This is a genomic window from Streptomyces lydicus (assembly GCF_004125265.1).
GTDB classification, from domain to species: Bacteria; Actinomycetota; Actinomycetes; order Streptomycetales; family Streptomycetaceae; genus Streptomyces; species Streptomyces lydicus_C.
Genome location: NZ_RDTE01000003.1, coordinates 3,865,971 through 3,883,481, shown reverse-complemented (window position 1 = coordinate 3,883,481; position 17,511 = coordinate 3,865,971). Strand labels below are relative to the sequence as shown.

Here is a 17,511-nt window from a genome sequence, read left to right as displayed (position 1 = left end):
CTCCAGCCGTACCGCCCTCCAGCCGTACCGCCCTCCAGCCGTACCGCCCTCCAGCCGTAACGCCTTCTAGCCGTATCGCCCTTGGCCGTACGCCCTCAGACGTACCGCTCCAGGATCGACGACTCCGCCAGCCGCGACAGGCCCTCGCGGACCGAGCGGGCGCGGGCCTCGCCGACGCCGTCGACCGTCTGCAGGTCGTCGACGCTGGCGGCGAGGAGCTTCTGCAGGCCGCCGAAGTGGTCGACGAGGCGCTCGATGACCGTGCCGGGCAGCCGGGGGACCTTCGCCAGCAGGCGGAAGCCGCGCGGGGAGACCGCGGAGTCCAGCGTCTCGGGGGCTCCGCTGTAGCCCAGCGCGCGGGCCACCGTGGGGAGTTCGAGCAGTTCGGTGTGGCTGAGGGCGTCCAGCTCGGCGAGCGCTTCGGCGACCGTGCGGGAGCGCTTGGCGGTCGGCTGGGGGACGTAGTCGCGGACGACCAGCTCCCGTTCCGGCTCCACCCCGGCGATCAGCTCCTCCAGCTGGAGGGCGAGCAGCCGGCCGTCCGTGCCGAGCTCGACGACGTACTCGGCGATTTCGGTGGCGATCCGGCGGACCATCTCCAGGCGCTGGGCGACCGCGGTGACATCGCGGACCGTCACCAAGTCCTCGATCTCCAGGGCGGAGAGCGTGCCGGCGACCTCGTCCAGGCGGAGCTTGTAGCGCTCCAGGGTCGCCAGTGCCTGGTTGGCGCGGGAGAGGATCGCGGCCGACTCCTCCAGGACGCGGCGCTCGCCGTCCACATAGAGGGCGATCAGGCGCATCGACTGGCTGACCGAGACGACCGGGAAGCCGGCCTGGATCGAGACGCGCTGGGCGGTGCGGTGGCGGGTGCCGGTCTCCTCCGTGGGGATGGAGGCGTCCGGGACGAGCTGGACGCCGGCCCGCAGGATTTTGGTGATGTCCTTGTCGAGGACCAGCGCCCCGTCGAGCTTGCACAGCTCGCGCAGCCGCGTGGCGGTGAACTCGACATCCAGGACAAATCCGCCGGTACACATGGATTCGACGGTCTTGTCGAAGCCCAGCACGATCAGCCCGCCCGTATTGCCGCGGAGGATGCGCTCCAGGCCGTCGCGCAGGGCGGTACCGGGCGCGACGGCGCTCAGCGTGGCGCGCATCAGGCTCTCGGTGCCGGAGCTTCCACCGGACCTGCCGGAAGTCGATGCCCGGTCGTTGGCTGCCACTGCACTCCTCCGTCGCAAGGTCTGTCGGTCCGCAGGCCGCCCGGCCCATGCTGTGTTGACGTACCAGCGGAGAGTACGTAGCCGACAGGCAATTCTGCGGTGACGGGCGAGACCAGGGCAAAGTCTACCGGCGTGCGCCCTCTTCCTGTGGGGCCTCCCGGCGCACTCGCTTGGGCAGGACGCTGAGGGCCGCTCCGACGTCGGCGACCTCCAGCACCCGCATTCCGTCGGGGATCTTGCCCGGGTCGGAGGGGACCAGGGCGTGGGTGAAGCCGAGGCGGGCCGCTTCGGACAGCCGCCGCTGGACGCCGGTGACCCGCCTGACCTCGCCCGCGAGGCCCACCTCGCCGATGGCGACGAGGTTCTTGGGGAGGGGGGTGTCGCTGGCGGCGCTGGCGAGGGCGAGGGCGACGGCGAGGTCGGCGGCGGGCTCGGTCAGCTTCACGCCGCCGACCGTCGCGCTGTAGATGTCGCGCTTGCCCAGGGCGCTGATCCGGCCGCGCTGTTCCAGTACGGCGAGCATCATCGAGACCCGGGAGGTCTCCAGGCCGGAGGTGGTGCGCCGGGGGGAGGGGATCTGGGAGTCGACGGTGAGCGCCTGGACCTCGGCGACCAGGGGGCGGCGGCCCTCCAGGGTCACCGTCAGGCACGTACCGGGCACGGCTTCGGCGCGGCGGGTGAGGAAGAGGCCCGAGGGGTCGGCGAGGCCGGTGATGCCCTCGTCATGGAGCTCGAAGCAGCCGACCTCGTCGGTGGTGCCGTAGCGGTTCTTGACGCCGCGGACCAGGCGCAGCCGGGCGTGCCGGTCGCCCTCGAAGTGCAGGACGACATCGACGAGATGTTCCAGCAGGCGCGGCCCGGCGATGGCGCCGTCCTTGGTGACATGGCCGACCAGGAGGGTGGACATACCGCGTTCCTTGGAGGCCCGGATCAGTGCGCCGGCCACCTCGCGGACCTGGGCCATACCGCCGGGGGCACCCTCGATCTCGGGGGAGGCGACGGTCTGCACGGAGTCGAGGACCAGAAGCGAGGGCTTGACCGTGTCGAGGTGGCCGAGGACGGCGGAGAGGTCGGTTTCGGCGGCCAGATACAGATGGTCGTCGAGCGCGCCGATGCGGTCGGCGCGCAGCCGGACCTGGCTCGCGGACTCCTCGCCCGTCACATAGAGGGTGCGGTGGGCGTCGGAGGCGGCCTTGGCGGCGACGTCCAGCAGCAGGGTGGACTTGCCGACGCCGGGCTCGCCGGCCAGCAGCGCGACCGCGCCGGGGACCAGGCCGCCGCCCAGGACGCGGTCCAGCTCGGGCACGCCCGTGGAGCGGGCGGTGGCCTGCTTGCCGTCGACCTGGCCGATGGGCAGGGCCGCGGTGGTGACCCGGCCGGGTGCGGTCGTGCGCACCGCGGGGGCGCCGCCGAACTCCTCGACCGTGCCCCATGCCTGGCATTCGGGGCAGCGGCCGAGCCACTTCGCGGTGGTCCAGCCGCACTCCGTACAGCGATAGGAGGGGCGCTCCTTGCCCGAGGATTTACGCGTTGCCATGGGGTCACCGTAGCGGCGGGGTCCGACAACGCCCGCCCGAGCCCTTCAGGAGCGGGATCCTCGGGCCGGAGACGCCGGAGACGCCGGAGACGCCGGAGACGCCGGAGACGCCGGAGACGCCGGAGACGTCGGAGACGCCGGAGACGCCGGAGAGGCCCGAGATGCCGGCTGCGGCGGGGCGGCGGGGGCGGCTCCCCCGCCGGCGGTTGCGCCGCCCGGGTGGCGCAGACGGAGCGCACCCCCGGTGTAAAGGGCCATTCGTGTCCTCTTTTGAGGGAGATGGTCACCCGTAAGGGTTAAAAGTGTCCAACGCGAGCAAGACCGGCTGCATCATCCGCCTACCGTCGCCGGGGTGATGAGCAGCAGGCCCGAGCACCCCACGCACTCCACCGGCGCACACCGGTCGCGCGGCGACGGCCGGCGCCGGAGCCGGCCGCAGCCGTCCGAGCGGCCAGGACCGGACGCCGCACGCCCCCCGGACCAGCGCCCCGACGGCTACGAGCCTTATCTGGACGGGCTGTTCACCTACTGCCTGTCCGTGCTGTGCGAACACGACGCGGCGACCGCGGTGCTCGGCGAGGTGCTGGCGCTCGCCGAGCGGCACCACGGCAGGCGGCCCGCCGACCGGGGCCGCCACCGCTCCTGGCTCTACGCGCTGGCCCGTTGGGCCTGTCTGCGCCGGCTCGCCGAAGGGACCGGTCCGGCCGCCAAGGCACCGGACCCGACGGCCGCGGCCACCGGCCCGGCCGCGGCAATGGCCGAAACCCCGGGCCCGGCCGCCGCGGAAGCCGACCGCCGGCAGCGTGAACTCGCCGCACTGGCCTGGCCGGAGGCCGCCGGCACCCTCCCCGAGCAGCGCGAGGCGCTGGAGCTCTCGGTGCGCCACCAGCTGTCCGCCGACGAGGTCGCCGCGGTGCTCGGCACCGACCCGGTCGCCACCCGCGCGCTGCTGGCCACCGCCTCCTGCGAGGTGGAGCGGACCCGGGCGGCACTGGCCGTCGTCGAGTCCGGCCGCTGCCGCGAGGTGGCACAGCTGGCCGGGGACACCCAGATGCTGCTGGGCGCCGCGCTGAGCCGGGAGCTGGTGCGCCATGTCGACGACTGCGCCGAGTGCCGGCGGACCGCCGAGCGGGCCACCGCCCCGGGGACCTGGCCGGGCACCGCGCCGGTGTCCCGGGGGACGCTGCCGCTGGTCGCCGCGCCCCGTGAGGCCGTGCTCGGCGCGCTGGCGGCGGCCCGGCGCGCCAAGTCGGGCCGCGCGGAGGGCGTGGCCGGTGCGGCACACGGCGGCCGGACCGGTGGGGCAAACGGTTCTCCTCGCTATGACCGCAACGGATTTCCCATCGGCCCCCCGACGGACCGGGTGGCCCGCCGGCGCAGGTTCCGCGGCCGTGCGCTGACCACCACCGTGGTCGCCACGGTGGTCGCGGCGCCGGTGCTGGCCCTGTGGGCGGCGTACCACGGCAGCCTCGCCACCGATGAGGCGGCGGACGCCTCGCCCTCGGTGACGGCCAGCGACACGCAGACCGGGGACCGGGGCGAACGGCTGGGCGGCCGCCCGTACGAGAACGCCGGCAACGCCCGGACGACGCCCGACCCCGGATTCCGGGCCGGTGAGGGGGCGCCCGATGTGTCCGTCGAGGTGACCAGCGGGGACGGCACCCCGCAGCGGACGGGCGAGCCGGGCAGCCGCGCGGAGTCGGGCCCCGGCCGGCTGACGGTCGCCGCGCAGCCCAGCGGCCGGACCACGGTGATCACGCTCACCGCCGCGGGCAGGGCGCCGGTGCGCTGGCGGGCTTCGGCGGGCGCGGCCTGGCTGCAGCTGAGTCATACGGCGGGCTCGCTGCGGCCGGGCGAGTCCACCACGATCACGGTCGACATCGACCACGACCGGGAGCCCGCGGGCCACTGGCACGCCAGGATCGCCATCGAGCCGGGCGGCACCGCCGTGACGATGAAGGGCCAGGGCACGACCGGTCCCGCCCCCGGCCCGCAGCGTCCGACGCCGCCGAAGCCGAAGCCGACGCCCCGCCCGTCGCACCCGGCGCCGACGCCCACGCCGACCCCGACGTCCCCGGCGCCCACCTCCACGCCTCCGTCGCCGACCCCCAAGCCGACCGGCCCCGACCCGTCCTCGACCCCGTCGAACACGACTCGTCCCGCCCGCGGGGGCCATTGGCGCTGAGCGGCACCGGGCCTGAGCGCACTGGTCCTGAGCGCACCGGAGCCTGAGCCCACCAGGGGGGCGCACCGGGGCCGCGCCGGCCCGGACGGCCCCGACGCGCGCCCGCTTCTGCTCCTACTTCTGCTCCGACTTCTCCGAGTTCTGCTCCGACTTCTTCTCCGATTTCTCCGACTGCTTGGGGGGCTTCGGAGGCCTCGGGTCCGCCGGGTGCGGTGCCATCGGCAGCGTCGCCGCCAGCCGCTCCTCGCACAGCGCGGCGAGCTTGGCGTAGCCCTTCTTGCCCATCAGCTCGGTCAGCTCCGGCTTGTACGAGACGTACACCGGGTCGCCCGCGCCGTGCGCCGAGGTCGCCGAGGTGCACCACCAGTGCAGGTCATGGCCGCCGGGGCCCCAGCCGCGCCGGTCGTACTCGCCGATCGTCACCTGCAGGACGCGGGTGTCGTCCGGCCGGTCGATCCAGTCGTAGGTCCGCCGGACCGGCAGCTGCCAGCAGACGTCCGGCTTGGTCTCCAGAGGCTCGCGGCCCTCGCGCAGCGCGAGGATGTGCAGGGAGCAGCCCGCGCCGGCCGGGAAACCGGGGCGGTTCTGGAAGATGCAGGAGCCCTCCCAGCGCCGGGTCTGCCGCTCGCCGTCCTCGTCCTCCTGGGTCCAGCCGGTCGTGGTGCCGACGTCGTGGTGCTGCCACACGTCGGGCGTGAGCCGTGCCACGTGCTTGGCCACCCGCTCCTCGTCCTCCTCGTCCGAGAAGTGCGCGCCGAGCGTGCAGCAGCCGTCGTCCGCCCGGCCGGCCTGGATGCCCTGGCAGCCGCTGCCGAAGATGCAGGTCCAGCGGGAGGTCAGCCAGGTCAGGTCGCAGCGGAAGATTTGTTCGTCGTCGGCCGGGTCCGGGAAGGTGACCCAGGCACGGGCGAAGTCGAGGCCGACCTCGTCGGCCGGGGCCTGCTTCGGGGACCGCGCCCCCTCAGTCGCCTGAGAGCGCCGCTTTTCTTCCTTGGTGCGCGCTTTTTCGTGCTTCGCCTTTTTCGTCTTTGCCACGACTCCAGCCTAAGGCGCGTCGCGGTGCGGACCGCGCCGACAGGAGTGCGGCGCGGACCGCGCCGACAGGAGTGGGGGGTGCGCGCAGTAGGTTTCCCCGTATGAGACTCGGTGTCCTCGATGTGGGTTCGAATACGGTCCATCTGCTCGTGGTGGACGCACACCCGGGCGCGCGCCCGCTGCCCGCCTACTCGCACAAGGCGGAGCTGCGCCTCGCCGAACTCCTCGACGAGGCGGGCGCGATAAGCGATGCGGGGGTGGAGCGGCTGGTGGCCACCGTCCACGAAGCGCTCCAGGTGGCCGAGGACAAGGGCGTCGAGAGCGTGTTGCCGTTCGCCACCTCGGCGGTCCGCGAGGCCACCAACGGCGAGGACGTGCTGCGCCGGGTCGCCCTGGAGACCGAGGTCGACCTGCAGGTGCTGTCCGGCGAGGACGAGGCGCGGCTGACCTTCCTCGCCGCCCGCCGGTGGCTGGGCTGGTCGGCCGGCCGGCTGCTGGTGCTGGACATCGGCGGCGGCTCGCTGGAGGTCGCCTACGGCCTGGACGAGGACCCGGACGTGGCGGTGTCGCTGCCGCTGGGCGCCGGCCGGCTGACCGCGGGCGACCTGCCCGGCGACCCGCCGGAGGCCGAGGACGTCCGGACGCTGCGCCGCCGGGTGCGCGCCGAGATCGCCAAGGTGGTGAGCGAATTCAGCCGCCACGGCACCCCCGACCGGGTCGTCGGCACGTCCAAGACCTTCCGGCAGCTGGCCCGGATCGCCGGCGCCGCGCGCTCGGCGGACGGGCTGTACGTCCAGCGGGAGCTGACCCGGAAGAAGCTGGAGGAGTGGGTGCCGCGGCTGGCCGCGATGTCCGCGGCGGAGCGGGGCACGCTGCCCGGGGTGTCGGAGGGGCGCTCGCGGCAGCTGCTCGCCGGGGCGCTGGTCGCCGAGGCGGCGATGGACCTGTTCGGGGTCGAGACGCTGGAGATCTGCCCGTGGGCGCTGCGCGAGGGCGTCATTCTGCGGCGGCTGGACCACTTGCCGTAGGGGGTGCCGTACGGGTTGCCGTAGAGGCTGTGCCGTAGGGGCTGCCCTACGGGGCGCCGCTGAGGCCTGCCTCAGGGACCCTGGGCCCTCAAGGCCGACCCCGCCGGTCTTCGTGAGACTCGTCACGCCCCGGCGGGGCCCGCCACACCCGTCGCCCCCTGTAGCACCGTCCCCCGCCTCCTCCGACAGGGGGCCGCGGTCGCCGGACCTCCTGCCCCGCGCCCGGCCCCGGCCCGTACGCTGTCCTTCGTGACAGAGCCAGTGGTGCGCATCCCGGATGCGAAGGTCGCGCTGTCCACGGCCTCGGTGTATCCGGAGTCGACGGCGACGGCCTTCGAGATCGCCGCGCGCCTCGGCTACGACGGCGTCGAGGTCATGGTGTGGACCGACCCGGTCAGCCAGGACATCGAGGCCCTGCGCCGGCTCTCGGACTACCACGGCGTGCCGGTGCTGGCCGTCCACGCCCCGTGTCTGCTGATCACCCAGCGGGTCTGGTCCACCGATCCCTGGGTCAAGCTCCAGCGCGCCCGCACCGCCGCGGAGAAGCTGGGCGCCTCGACGGTGGTCGTGCACCCGCCGTTCCGCTGGCAGCGCAGCTATGCACGGGAGTTCGTCCGCGGGGTGTGGCGGATGGAGCACGAGACGGATGTGAAGTTCGCCGTCGAGAACATGTACCCGTGGCGCTACCGGGACCGCGAAATGCTCGCGTACGCCCCGGACTGGGACCCCACCAACGACGACTACCGGCACTTCACGGTCGACCTGTCGCACACCGCCACCGCCCGCAGCGACGCGCTGGAGATGGTGGAGCGGATGGGCGACCGGCTGGCGCACGTCCATCTCGCCGACGGCAACGGCTCCGCCAAGGACGAGCACCTGGTGCCGGGGCGCGGCAGCCAGCCCTGCGCCGCGATGCTGGAGCGGCTGGCGGCCACCGGCTTCGAGGGCCATGTGGTCGTCGAGGTCAACACCCGGCGGGCGATGTCCGCGGCCGAACGCGAGGCCGACCTGGCCGAGGCGCTGGCCTTCACCCGGCTGCATCTCGCCTCGCCGACCTGGGTCCCGGGCTCGTGAGCGACAGCGGGCCCGGCCCGGACGACGCCCGCGCGCCCGGCCCGCCGCCCGCGCCGGCCCGCCGCCGGGGCCGCCCGGCCCGCGCCGCCGCCGAGGCCGGTCCCGGCGCCCGGGAACGGATTCTGGCCGCGGCCCGTACGGAGTTCGCCGAGCGCGGCTACGACAAGACCTCGGTCCGGGGCATCGCCAAGGCGGCCGGGGTGGACGCGGCGCTGGTGCATCACTACTTCGGCACCAAGGAGCAGGTCTTCGAGGCCGCCATCGAGCTGACCTTCGCGCCCGCGCTGACCATGCCGGAAGCCCTCGCGGGCGGCGGTGAAGCGGTGGGCGAGCGGATAGCCCGCTTCATGTTCGGCATCTGGGAGAACCCGGTCAGCCGGCCGGCCCTGCTGGCGATCATGCGTTCGGCGCTGACCAACGACAAGGCCGCTGCGGTGCTGCGCGGGCTCATCGAGCGGCGGATGCTGCAGCGGGTGGCGGGCGAACTGCACGTCCCCGACCCGCGGTTCCGGGTCCAGCTGGCCGCCGGGCACCTCATCGGGATCGCCATGCTGCGCTATGTGATCAAGATGGACCCGGTCGCCTCGGCGGACCCCGAGGAGATCATCGACATGGTCGCCCCGACCCTCCAGCGGTATCTGACGCAGCCCTGACGGCCGGGGTTCGAGGCCCGAGGTCGAGGCCCGGGGGCACCGGCGAGGCGGCTGTGGCGGCCGGACCTGGCGGCCGGATCCGCTACGGCCCCGACGTGGCCCTGACAACCGGCCCGGGTGCCGCCCCGGAGGCCCGTCCGCGGCCCGATCACCACCCCCACCTGGAAGAACGGCGCACACCCCCACTGTCCGCACTACGGTCACCCGTCTCACATCTCGGAGAGGCTGTCCAGATCTTGGATCAGAGGCGTAATCTCGACGGGAGCTGATATATGACGCCACCCGGTACGGGGCACCGCCGCACGGCAGGGCCCGGATACCGGCACCGGCGGTCGTACGGACGTAATCCCGAGGGAGTGACCATCGTGCCCGAGCTGAGGTCCCGCACCGTTACCCATGGCCGCAACATGGCCGGCGCCCGAGCCCTTATGCAGGCCTCCGGCGTAGCGCGGGAGGACTTCGGCAAGCCGATCATCGCCGTAGCCAACAGCTTCACCGAGTTCGTTCCCGGCCACACCCACCTCCAGCCGGTCGGCCGGATCGTCTCCGAGGCGATCCACGAGGCCGGCGGCATCGCCCGCGAGTTCAACACCATCGCGGTCGACGACGGCATCGCCATGGGCCACGGCGGCATGCTCTACAGCCTGCCCTCCCGCGACCTGATCGCCGACTCCGTCGAGTACATGGTCGAGGCGCACTGCGCCGACGCGCTGATCTGCATCTCCAACTGCGACAAGATCACCCCGGGCATGCTGATGGCCGCGATGCGGCTCAACATCCCGACGGTCTTCGTCTCCGGCGGCCCGATGGAGTCCGGCAAGGCGACCCTCGTCGACGGCACGGTCCGCACCCTCGACCTGGTCGACGCGATCTCGGACGCCGTCAACGACAAGATCTCGGACGAGGACATCCTCCGCATCGAGGAGAACGCCTGTCCGACCTGCGGTTCCTGTTCCGGCATGTTCACCGCCAACTCGATGAACTGCCTGACCGAGGCGATCGGCCTCTCGCTGCCCGGCAACGGCTCCGTGCTGGCCACTCACACCGCCCGCCGGGCGCTGTACGAGAACGCAGGACGCACGGTCGTCGAGATCACCAAGCGGCACTACGACGAGGACGACCACACCGTCCTGCCGCGCAACATCGGCACCCGCGCCGCCTTCGAGAACGCCATGGCCCTGGACATCGCCATGGGCGGCTCGACGAACACGATCCTGCACCTGCTCGCCGCGGCCCAGGAAGCCGGTCTCGACTTCGACCTGGAGGACATCAACGCGGTCTCCCGCCGGGTGCCCTGCCTGGCCAAGGTCGCCCCGAACGTCGCCCCGGGCGGCACGTACTACATGGAGGACGTGCACCGAGCCGGCGGCATCCCCGCCATCCTCGGCGAGCTCTACCGCGCCGGACTCCTCAACGAGGACGTGCACACCGTGCACAGCGCCTCGATCGAGGAATGGCTCAAGACCTGGGACGTGCGCGGCGGTTCCCCCTCTGACGTGGCCGTCGAGCTGTGGCACGCGGCCCCCGGCTGCAAGCGCTCGGCGACCGCCTTCTCCCAGTCCGAGCGCTGGGACAGCCTGGACGTCGACGCCGAGGGCGGCTGCATCCGCGACCTGGCGCACGCCTACTCCGCCGACGGCGGCCTGGCGGTCCTCAAGGGCAACCTCGCCGAGGACGGCTGCGTCGTGAAGACCGCCGGCGTCGACGAGTCGATCTGGACCTTCGAGGGCCCGGCCGTGGTCTGCGAATCGCAGGAAGAGGCCGTCGACAAGATCCTCAAGAAGCAGGTCAAGGAGGGCGACGTCGTCGTCATCCGCTACGAGGGCCCCAAGGGCGGCCCCGGCATGCAGGAAATGCTCTACCCGACGTCCTTCCTCAAGGGCCGCGGCCTGGGCAAGACCTGCGCCCTGGTCACCGACGGCCGCTTCTCCGGCGGCACCTCCGGCCTCTCCATCGGCCACGCCTCCCCCGAGGCGGCCTCCGGCGGCACCATCGCCCTCGTCGAGGACGGCGACCGCATCAAGATCGACATCCCCCACCGCACCATCGAACTCCTCGTCGGCGAGGTCGAGCTGGAATCCCGCCGACTGGCCCTCGAAGGCGTCTACGCCCCGAAGAACCGCGAGCGCAAGGTCTCCCAGGCCCTGCGCGCGTACGCAGCCATGGCCACCAGCGCCGACAAGGGCGCGGTGCGCGATGTGAGCAAGCTGGGCTGAGGCTCGGCAGTCGGCATCATCGAGCAGGCCCCCGTCGTGTGACGGGGGCGTTCTCATTGGTGTCTGCCCGGAGGAGAGAGGGGTGCGTGCCGCGCCATCCTTCCGGTCGCACTCTGACGCTCAGTCGTCGTACGGTTCCTGTTCGGTATGCAGCCGAGTGTTGAGATCGGTGACCCAGGCGAGTGCCCAGGTGCGCAGGTCTGCGATCTGGTCGGCATCGAGGTCGTAGGCGCTGAATTCCTCGTCTTCGTACCAGTCGGCGCCGGACAGCCGGTCGCGAAGGTCGTGCAGGCTGAAGTCGATGCGGGCATGACGGCGGCCGAGCGATTCGAGTTCAGCGGTGCTGTGGTGACGGGAGGCGGCGTGGACGTCGATGAGGTCACGGACCGCACCGCGGTCGGCCAGGGCGCGGACCTTTGTGCCGATCACGTCATCCAGGGAGAGAACCGGGCCGTGCTCCGTGGTGGTGGGCGGCGCCCAGAACGCCTCTTTGAGGATGTCAACCTCGCACTCTTCGCCGGTGCGAGGGTCAGCGACGATCAGGCGCCCGGAGAGCGGGTCGGTTCCGATCTCCCGGACATGCCAGCCGCGCTGGGCCAGCCCCTGGCTCACGGTACGGATGATCTCGGTCATCGGAGCGGGGTTCTCGGTAGCGACGTCGAGGTCTTGGCTCAGGCGGTTGACCAGGCCGTGGGCCTGGACGGCGTATCCGCCGGTGACGACGAGGGGGTAGGGCGTGCCGATGGCAATCACGTCGGCCAGGAGCCGGCGGTGCAGGTCGCTCAGGTTCATGCAGCGGACGCGGCCAGGGGCGCGAGCTCGGTGAAGGCTGCTTCCCACACGTCGCGGATCGGCCTGCTGATCAGGGTGCGCAGCACGGGCCACTGGCTGATCAGAAGATCCCGGTTGAGGAAGTCGACCAGATCTTGGTGCTGGCCTTCCGCGAGCACGGTGCGATACAGACTCATCCTCGACCGCGGCCGGTCCAGGTCAAAGGAGCGCAGCCCCGACCAGGCCACATGCAAAGGGAGGTCGACCGTCCCGTGGCAGGGACCGGTCAGGTCCGCCAGGCAGGCAGGCAGCCTGTCGGCGTACCGCGCTCGCAGCACCTTGGCGGCGTGCGGCACCGGGTGCGAGTGGGGAGCAGTCTCTAGGGCCATGCCTCCGATTATTGCGTGCTCCGCAACCCTGTGCATGGATGACGCACATCGCCGGTGACCGGCGGCAATGGCCCCCAATGCGGGCGAGGGGCCGGGGCCGGTCGCTCTTGGGGAGGGCGGCATCAGGCGTTTGGGAGCTGTCCGCTCTTCACGGCGGTGACGAAGGACGACCAGGTGGAGGCGGAGAAGAGCAGCGTGGGGCCTTGGGGGTGCTTGCTGTCGCGGACGGGGACGAGGGCGGGGAGGTCGTCGGAGACCTCGACGCAGGCACCGCCGTCGGAGTTGCTGTAGCTGGACTTGCGCCAGGTGACAGCGGTCAGGAGGTCATCGGAGATCTCGACGCAGGCCCCGCCGTCTTGGTTGCTGTACGTGCTCTTACGCCAGGTCATGGTGCTCAAGTCGATTGATCGCACGGCGCTTCTCCCTCCCTCGTACGGCCGCTTCCTCGATGAGGTCGGGTCCTGTGCATCGGGTCGCGGACGCCCAACCAGTTGTGCCTAGCGACGATTTCAGCATGGAGGGTGCGCGCAGCACAGGCTGCGATCGGCCGTTTCGGCCAGTGTGTGGACGCCCAGCGCTACGGCAACGGCCCCCGTCGCGGGCGAGCGACGGGGGCCGGTATTTGGGTCGGCTGTTGGAGCCGGGGTGGGTCAGGCGCTTGGGAGTCGATCGCTCTTCACGGCGGTGACGAAGGACGACCAGGCGGAGGCGGAGAAGAGGAGCGCGGGCTCTTGGGGGTGCTTGCTGTCGCGGACGGGGACCAGGGCGGGGAGGTCGTCGGAGACCTCGATGCACTGGCCGCCGTCTGGGTTGCTGTACGTGCTCTTGCGCCAGGTCACGGTGCTCAGATCGATCGCTCGCACGGCACTTCCTCCAACATCCGCATGACGAACTTCCGCGATTCGGCCGGGCTCAATGCCAGGTCACGCACCGCATCGTACGCGCGTTGCAGACGCTCAACAGAACTTGTTTCCTCGATGAGTTCGCCCCGGTGAGCGTTTTCGGTGTAGGCGACGGTGCGGCCGTCGAGCAGTCTCAGGAACATCACGTCGGTACTTACCAAGCCGTGGGGACCAGAGTCATGCGGCAGCACGTGGAGCGTGACGTTCGGACGCGCAGCTGCCTCGGCCAGGTTCTCCAGCTGTTTTCGCCACTCCTCGGCATCTTCTAGCGACGTACGCAACACGGCCTCGGAGAGGATGGTGCGGAAAGGTGGCGCGTCCTCCCCCAGCAACAGCTTGCGGCGCCCTACGCGCGCTTCGACATCGCGTGTCAGCTCTTCACCCTTGGTGCCGCCCGCTGCCAGCACTACGCGTGCGTACCCGTCTGTCTGGAGCATGCCCGGAAGAAGGCTCACGCCGTAGTGCCACAGGCTCAACGCTTCCGCCTCCAGCGTCATGTACCGCCGGTACCGCTCCTTGAACTGCTTAGGGTCGCCCGCCGCCAACTCCCACAACGTAAGCAGCAGATCCTTCGTCCCGTAGTACTGGTCCAGCGCCTGTGCGACCTCTGGGCTGCCGATCGTCTGGCCGCCTTCCATCTTGCCGAACAGCGACCAGTCCCAGCCCAGCGCCTCGCCGACCTGCCGCAGGCTGACGCCCTTCTGCGCGCGCAGTAATCGCAGCTCTTCGATGAATCGTTGGCGTGGCTCCTGGCTCCGACCGGTGACCGCTCGCCTCGGCGGCATCGCGACCTCCTCCGTGGAAGGTGTGGAACTAACGGTGCGTGGTCGCGAAATACGGCCTGCAAGCGGTATTCGCGCCCTTTCCTGGCCCATTCTCGTAAGGGCCGGAACACACACAGTAGTTGCGCTCCGGTCCTCCAGGCAGGAAAACGGCAGACGGGAGCGGCAAGGATGACGACGGAACGACGGGCGGCGGCCGACAAGAGGGCAGAGGCCGAAACGGCCTGCGCCGAGCTGGCGGCCGTGCTCCAGCGGAACGGGATCGTGCTGCCGTCACTCGGTGTCGACCCCGTGTCGTACGGCTACGCGCAGCCGCGTCCGCTGATCGAGCTGGGGCGCTGCAACCTGGAGACGACGCACCGGCTCATCGCCGTGCTCGACCGGGCGGCCCGGTGACCGCGCGCGCCCCGTACGTGTCCCCGGCGTGCCATGTCGGCAGGCACGCGAGGTGCAACAAGGGGACGGCCGAGGCCGCCGCCGTGCCGGGTGTCCGGCGGGAAGCCTGTGCCTGCCGCTGCCACGTCCCGGGCGGTGCGGGGCCCGGGGGTCACCAGGCGGCCGGGTCCCCGGACGCGACGGCGAAGACCGTGCCGTTCGGGGCGGCCGCGTAGATCCGGTCGTGGGGCGCGTCCACCTGCGGGGCGGGCAGCATCTGCAGGTAGCCGTTGTGTCGGCGGCCGTCGAGCCGTGGCGGGGTCTGGCCGAGCAGGCCGCCGTTGCGGGTGTCGATCGCCAGCAGCCGGCCGTCCGCCGCGGTGAAATACAGCCGTTCGCCGCTCACCACCGGCGCCGACCCCCGGCTGACCGAGGTCTCGGTGTCCCACTTTCGCTCCCCGACGGCCTGCAGCGCGCCGCCCTCGGCGAGCAGGTACACCGACTCGCCGTGCACCACGGCGGCCACCTGGTCGAGCGGCGCGGTCAGCGGGAGGCGCCGGGTGTGCCCGTTGGCCGGGTCGTAGCGGACGACGGCGGTGGTGCGGAAGGTGAACGTCCGGTCGGTGACGGTCAGATAGAGCGCCCCGGACGTTCCGGTCCCGGCCGGCGTGAGCGCCCCGAGCAGCCGCCGCGTCCAGTGGACCTTGCCGTCCGCCGGGTCGATGGCGGTGACCTGGGTGCCGGTCCCGTCGGGGGTGCCCTCGGCCGCGTAGGCGGTGTGCGGGTCGCCGAAGGAGGAGAAGAGCGGCAGGTGGTGGCCGGGGAAGCGTTTGTGCCAGCGCGGGCGGTGGGTCGCGCTGTCCAGTGCGGTGACCGTGCCGTCCGCCGCGGTCAGCAGGATGCGGTTCCCGACGATCCTGGTCTGGCCCTCGTATCCGGAGACGTCCTTGGTCCAGCGGGTGGCGCCCCTGCCGTCGGCCGACGGGTCGAGGGCGCTCAGCCGCTTGCCGTCGGTGGAGAAGACGTACAGCAGGCCGCCGGAGAGCACCGGAGGGGTGGGGGAGGCGGCGAACTGCGCGGCGTTCTTGCCCTGGGGGTGGCGGTCCGTGCGCTGCCAGGCCGGGCGGCCGGTGTCCGGATCGAGCCGGGCGGCCTGGATGCCGGACTGGCCGCAGAAGAGGGCACCGGATCCGGTGGTGCAGAACGGCATTTCGGAGTCGTGGCCTGTCGCGCGCTCGACGAGCGTGGTTCGCCACGGGTGGAAGGTGGTGCGGTCGAGGTGCGACGGACGGGTCTGCAGGGCGGGGTCCGCCCCGTGCTCGGCCGTTGCCAGCGTGCGGACGCCCGCGAACGCCCCGGCGCCGGTCACGACCAGGGCGAGAGCGGCCCAGAGGGGCCAGCGCCGGGGATGGGGACGGGGACGGGAACGGGTGGGGCGGCGGGGGTCGGTGGGGTGGTCGGTGGTGGTGTGGTGTCCCTGTGCGGCCGGGGGGCCGGCATCGGTCAGGCTCTCGACGGGTGCGGGTGCGGGTGCGGGTGCGGGAGTGGGAGGTGCCGGGGTGGGCTCGGGCGCAGGCTCGGGCCGCTCGGTTCCGGGACGTTCCGGCGCACGCTGCTCTGGCCGGCGCTGTTCCGGTATCCGGACCGCCCGCACAGCGCCGTCCGCGCCGGCCGTGGCTGCCGCGCCGTCCGGCACCGCGCCGTCCGCCGCCACACCGGCTGCCGCCGCGTCCGCTGCTGCAGCATCCGGCACTTGTCCGCCTGCCACCTGCCCGCCCGGCAGCAAGCCGTCCGGCACCGATCCGCCGGGCAGCGCGCCCGTCGGCAGCGGGCCGCCCATTGGCGCATCTAGCAGTGCATCCAGCGGTGCAGGCAGCGGCGCCCCCCGCGGCGCATCCACCCGCAGCAGCTCCATCAACGCACCCGGCATCGGCCGGTCCGCCGGGTCCTTCGCCAGGCAGCTCTCGATCAGCGGCACCAACTCCGCCGGTACGTCCGCCAGATCGGCCTCGTCGTGCACCACCTGATACGCGACGAGATACGGGCTCTCCGAGTCGAACGGGCCGCGGCCGGTGGCGGCATGGACCAGGACCGAGCCCAGCGCGAAGACATCCGCGGCCGGCCCCACCTCGCGCGGCCGCTGGAACTGTTCGGGCGCCATGAAGGGCGGTGTACCGATCAACTTGCCGGTCTCGGTGTGCATTTCGCTGTCGGACGGCCGGGAGATACCGAAGTCGATGACTTTCGGACCGTCGGCGGCCAGCAGCACGTTTCCCGGCTTGAGATCGCGGTGCACCACCCCCGCGCGATGGATGTCGCGCAGCGCCTCGGCGAGCCCGGCGGCCAGCCGCCGTACCTCGTCGACCGCCAGCGGGCCATTCCGCTTCACATGATCGGAGAGCGTCGGACCGGGAATGTGGAGGGTCGCCATCCAGGGGCGCTCGGCGTCCGGATCGGCGTCCACGACGGGTGCCGTGAAGGCCCCGCTGACCCGCCGGGCGGCGGCCACCTCCTGCCGGAACCGCCCGCGGAACTCGGGGTCCTGGGCGAATTCGGCATGGATGACCTTGACCGCGAGCAGCAGCCCGGACGACGAACGGGCCAGATGGACCACGCCCATACCGCCGGAGCCGAGCCGCGCCTCCAGGCGGTACTGGCCGGCGTATTCCGGATGTTCCGCTTCCGGGCCGACCCCGGAACTGCGCAGCGATGGCATGGTTCCACCCCCGTGTTGTTCCCTTGCCAATCGGTCGCAGACGCGACGCGCGGAGCCTAGTCGATGGCGCGTACGAGATGAGTGAGGCTTGCTAGCGTGCCGTGGCAGAACCGCATCGCGCTCGGTCGCGGGCGTCACCATCAGGAGCGCCGTCACGCGCTTCGCAAACGGGGGAGAACAGCATGACGACTCAGGACGATCTCGGCTCCGTGGAACCCGCCGGGGAGCAGGCGCCCGCCGCCGCGGCCGGCGGCTCCACCTATCCGGTCGCACCCGGCTACCGCCTCAAGGTCCGCCAGGGCCCCGGCACCAACTACCCGGTCGTCCGCCAGCTGGCGGAGGGGGCGCGGGTCCAGATCCGCTGCCAGCTCCACGGTCAGTCGGTCAATGGCCCGTACGGCACCTCGGACATCTGGGACAGCATCGGCGCCGGCCAGTACGTCTCCGACGCGTACGTCCGGACGGGCAGCAGCGGCATGGTCGCGCCGCGCTGCACGAACTGAGGCGCGGGACCGGAGCGCCGCGTGGCTGCGGGACCCACCGGCCCGCGGCCGCGCACGCCGCGGCACCACCAGCGGCACCGCGGCACCACCAGCACACCGCCGCCGCCAGGCCGTCACCACATCGC

At 72.2% G+C, this 17,511-nt stretch carries 16 protein-coding genes; 7 read left to right on the top strand and 9 right to left on the bottom strand.

Annotated features, from left to right (window positions below; genetic code table 11):
- Positions 1-95: 95 nt before the first annotated feature.
- Together disA and radA are read right to left on the bottom strand one after the other, a co-directional pair.
- On the bottom strand, positions 96-1,220 hold the full coding sequence (gene disA, locus D9V36_RS19435) for a DNA integrity scanning diadenylate cyclase DisA (protein ID WP_129294898.1): 1,125 nt from the start codon (positions 1,218-1,220) through the stop codon (positions 96-98).
- Between the two features lie 124 nt (positions 1,221-1,344).
- The gene (radA, locus tag D9V36_RS19430; RefSeq protein ID WP_129294897.1) at positions 1,345-2,757 is read right to left on the bottom strand and encodes a DNA repair protein RadA; all 1,413 of its coding nucleotides are present in this window, start codon (positions 2,755-2,757) and stop codon (positions 1,345-1,347) included.
- A gap of 355 nt (positions 2,758-3,112) precedes the next feature.
- Between radA and D9V36_RS19420 the strand changes: the two genes are divergently transcribed.
- Positions 3,113-4,942, top strand: a complete 1,830-nt coding sequence (locus D9V36_RS19420; protein WP_129294895.1) for a sigma-70 family RNA polymerase sigma factor — start codon at positions 3,113-3,115, stop codon at positions 4,940-4,942.
- 114 nt (positions 4,943-5,056) lie between these two features.
- Here D9V36_RS19420 and D9V36_RS19415 read toward each other — a convergent pair whose 3' ends face one another.
- Positions 5,057-5,977, bottom strand: coding sequence for a hypothetical protein (locus tag D9V36_RS19415; RefSeq protein ID WP_129294894.1), 921 nt, complete (start codon positions 5,975-5,977; stop codon positions 5,057-5,059).
- Between the two features lie 101 nt (positions 5,978-6,078).
- Between D9V36_RS19415 and D9V36_RS19410 the strand changes: the two genes are divergently transcribed.
- The 4 genes from D9V36_RS19410 (at position 6,079) to ilvD (ending at position 10,948) form a co-directional block, all read left to right on the top strand.
- Positions 6,079-7,005 (top strand): Ppx/GppA phosphatase family protein, encoded by a 927-nt coding sequence (locus tag D9V36_RS19410; RefSeq protein WP_129294893.1) that lies wholly within the window; start codon positions 6,079-6,081, stop codon positions 7,003-7,005.
- A 249-nt stretch (positions 7,006-7,254) separates the two neighbouring features.
- Positions 7,255-8,079, top strand: a complete 825-nt coding sequence (locus tag D9V36_RS19405; RefSeq protein WP_206739698.1) for a sugar phosphate isomerase/epimerase family protein — start codon at positions 7,255-7,257, stop codon at positions 8,077-8,079.
- Complete coding sequence (locus D9V36_RS19400; protein WP_129294892.1) at positions 8,076-8,732, top strand: TetR family transcriptional regulator; 657 nt, start codon at positions 8,076-8,078, stop codon at positions 8,730-8,732. The genes D9V36_RS19405 and D9V36_RS19400 overlap by 4 nt, the downstream gene beginning before the upstream one ends.
- A 365-nt stretch (positions 8,733-9,097) precedes the next feature.
- A complete protein-coding gene (gene ilvD, locus D9V36_RS19395) occupies positions 9,098-10,948 on the top strand; it encodes a dihydroxy-acid dehydratase (RefSeq protein ID WP_129294891.1) in 1,851 nt (616 codons plus the stop codon).
- A 120-nt stretch (positions 10,949-11,068) separates the two neighbouring features.
- Here ilvD and D9V36_RS19390 read toward each other — a convergent pair whose 3' ends face one another.
- The 5 genes from D9V36_RS19390 to D9V36_RS19370 all read right to left on the bottom strand — a co-directional run bounded on the left by D9V36_RS19390 (position 11,069) and on the right by D9V36_RS19370 (position 13,795).
- Positions 11,069-11,740 (bottom strand): nucleotidyl transferase AbiEii/AbiGii toxin family protein, encoded by a 672-nt coding sequence (locus D9V36_RS19390; RefSeq protein WP_129294890.1) that lies wholly within the window; start codon positions 11,738-11,740, stop codon positions 11,069-11,071.
- On the bottom strand, positions 11,737-12,108 hold the full coding sequence (locus tag D9V36_RS19385; protein ID WP_129294889.1) for a hypothetical protein: 372 nt from the start codon (positions 12,106-12,108) through the stop codon (positions 11,737-11,739). Before D9V36_RS19385 ends, D9V36_RS19390 begins: the two co-directional genes overlap by 4 nt.
- A gap of 122 nt (positions 12,109-12,230) precedes the next feature.
- Positions 12,231-12,521 (bottom strand): DUF397 domain-containing protein, encoded by a 291-nt coding sequence (locus D9V36_RS19380; protein ID WP_129294888.1) that lies wholly within the window; start codon positions 12,519-12,521, stop codon positions 12,231-12,233.
- A gap of 237 nt (positions 12,522-12,758) precedes the next feature.
- Entirely contained in the window at positions 12,759-12,971 is a 213-nt protein-coding gene (locus tag D9V36_RS19375; protein WP_129294887.1) for a DUF397 domain-containing protein, read from the bottom strand.
- Positions 12,953-13,795 (bottom strand): helix-turn-helix domain-containing protein, encoded by an 843-nt coding sequence (locus D9V36_RS19370; protein WP_129294886.1) that lies wholly within the window; start codon positions 13,793-13,795, stop codon positions 12,953-12,955. The genes D9V36_RS19375 and D9V36_RS19370 overlap by 19 nt, the downstream gene beginning before the upstream one ends.
- 168 nt (positions 13,796-13,963) lie before the next feature.
- On the opposite strand from D9V36_RS19370, the gene D9V36_RS19365 reads away from it, so the two are divergent.
- Positions 13,964-14,188, top strand: coding sequence for a hypothetical protein (locus tag D9V36_RS19365; RefSeq protein WP_129294885.1), 225 nt, complete (start codon positions 13,964-13,966; stop codon positions 14,186-14,188).
- Between the two features lie 151 nt (positions 14,189-14,339).
- Here the strand turns inward: D9V36_RS19365 and D9V36_RS19360 are convergent, their stop codons facing one another.
- Entirely contained in the window at positions 14,340-16,883 is a 2,544-nt protein-coding gene (locus tag D9V36_RS19360; protein ID WP_129294884.1) for a protein kinase domain-containing protein, read from the bottom strand.
- A gap of 182 nt (positions 16,884-17,065) precedes the next feature.
- On the opposite strand from D9V36_RS19360, the gene D9V36_RS19355 reads away from it, so the two are divergent.
- A complete protein-coding gene (locus D9V36_RS19355) occupies positions 17,066-17,386 on the top strand; it encodes a peptidase (protein WP_129294883.1) in 321 nt (106 codons plus the stop codon).
- The last annotated feature ends 125 nt before the right edge of the window (positions 17,387-17,511 follow it).

Bases quoted from the DNA above. Each gene is read 5' to 3' on its own strand.
- radA (WP_129294897.1), bottom strand. From the start codon at position 2,757: ATGGCAACGCGTAAATCCTCGGGCAAGGAGCGCCCCTCCTATCGCTGT.
- D9V36_RS19420 (WP_129294895.1), top strand. From the start codon at position 3,113: ATGAGCAGCAGGCCCGAGCACCCCACGCACTCCACCGGCGCACACCGG.
- D9V36_RS19410 (WP_129294893.1), top strand. From the start codon at position 6,079: ATGAGACTCGGTGTCCTCGATGTGGGTTCGAATACGGTCCATCTGCTC.
- D9V36_RS19390 (WP_129294890.1), bottom strand. From the start codon at position 11,740: ATGAACCTGAGCGACCTGCACCGCCGGCTCCTGGCCGACGTGATTGCC.
- D9V36_RS19385 (WP_129294889.1), bottom strand. From the start codon at position 12,108: ATGGCCCTAGAGACTGCTCCCCACTCGCACCCGGTGCCGCACGCCGCC.
- D9V36_RS19370 (WP_129294886.1), bottom strand. From the start codon at position 13,795: ATGCCGCCGAGGCGAGCGGTCACCGGTCGGAGCCAGGAGCCACGCCAA.
- D9V36_RS19365 (WP_129294885.1), top strand. From the start codon at position 13,964: ATGACGACGGAACGACGGGCGGCGGCCGACAAGAGGGCAGAGGCCGAA.
- D9V36_RS19360 (WP_129294884.1), bottom strand. From the start codon at position 16,883: ATGCCATCGCTGCGCAGTTCCGGGGTCGGCCCGGAAGCGGAACATCCG.
- D9V36_RS19355 (WP_129294883.1), top strand. From the start codon at position 17,066: ATGACGACTCAGGACGATCTCGGCTCCGTGGAACCCGCCGGGGAGCAG.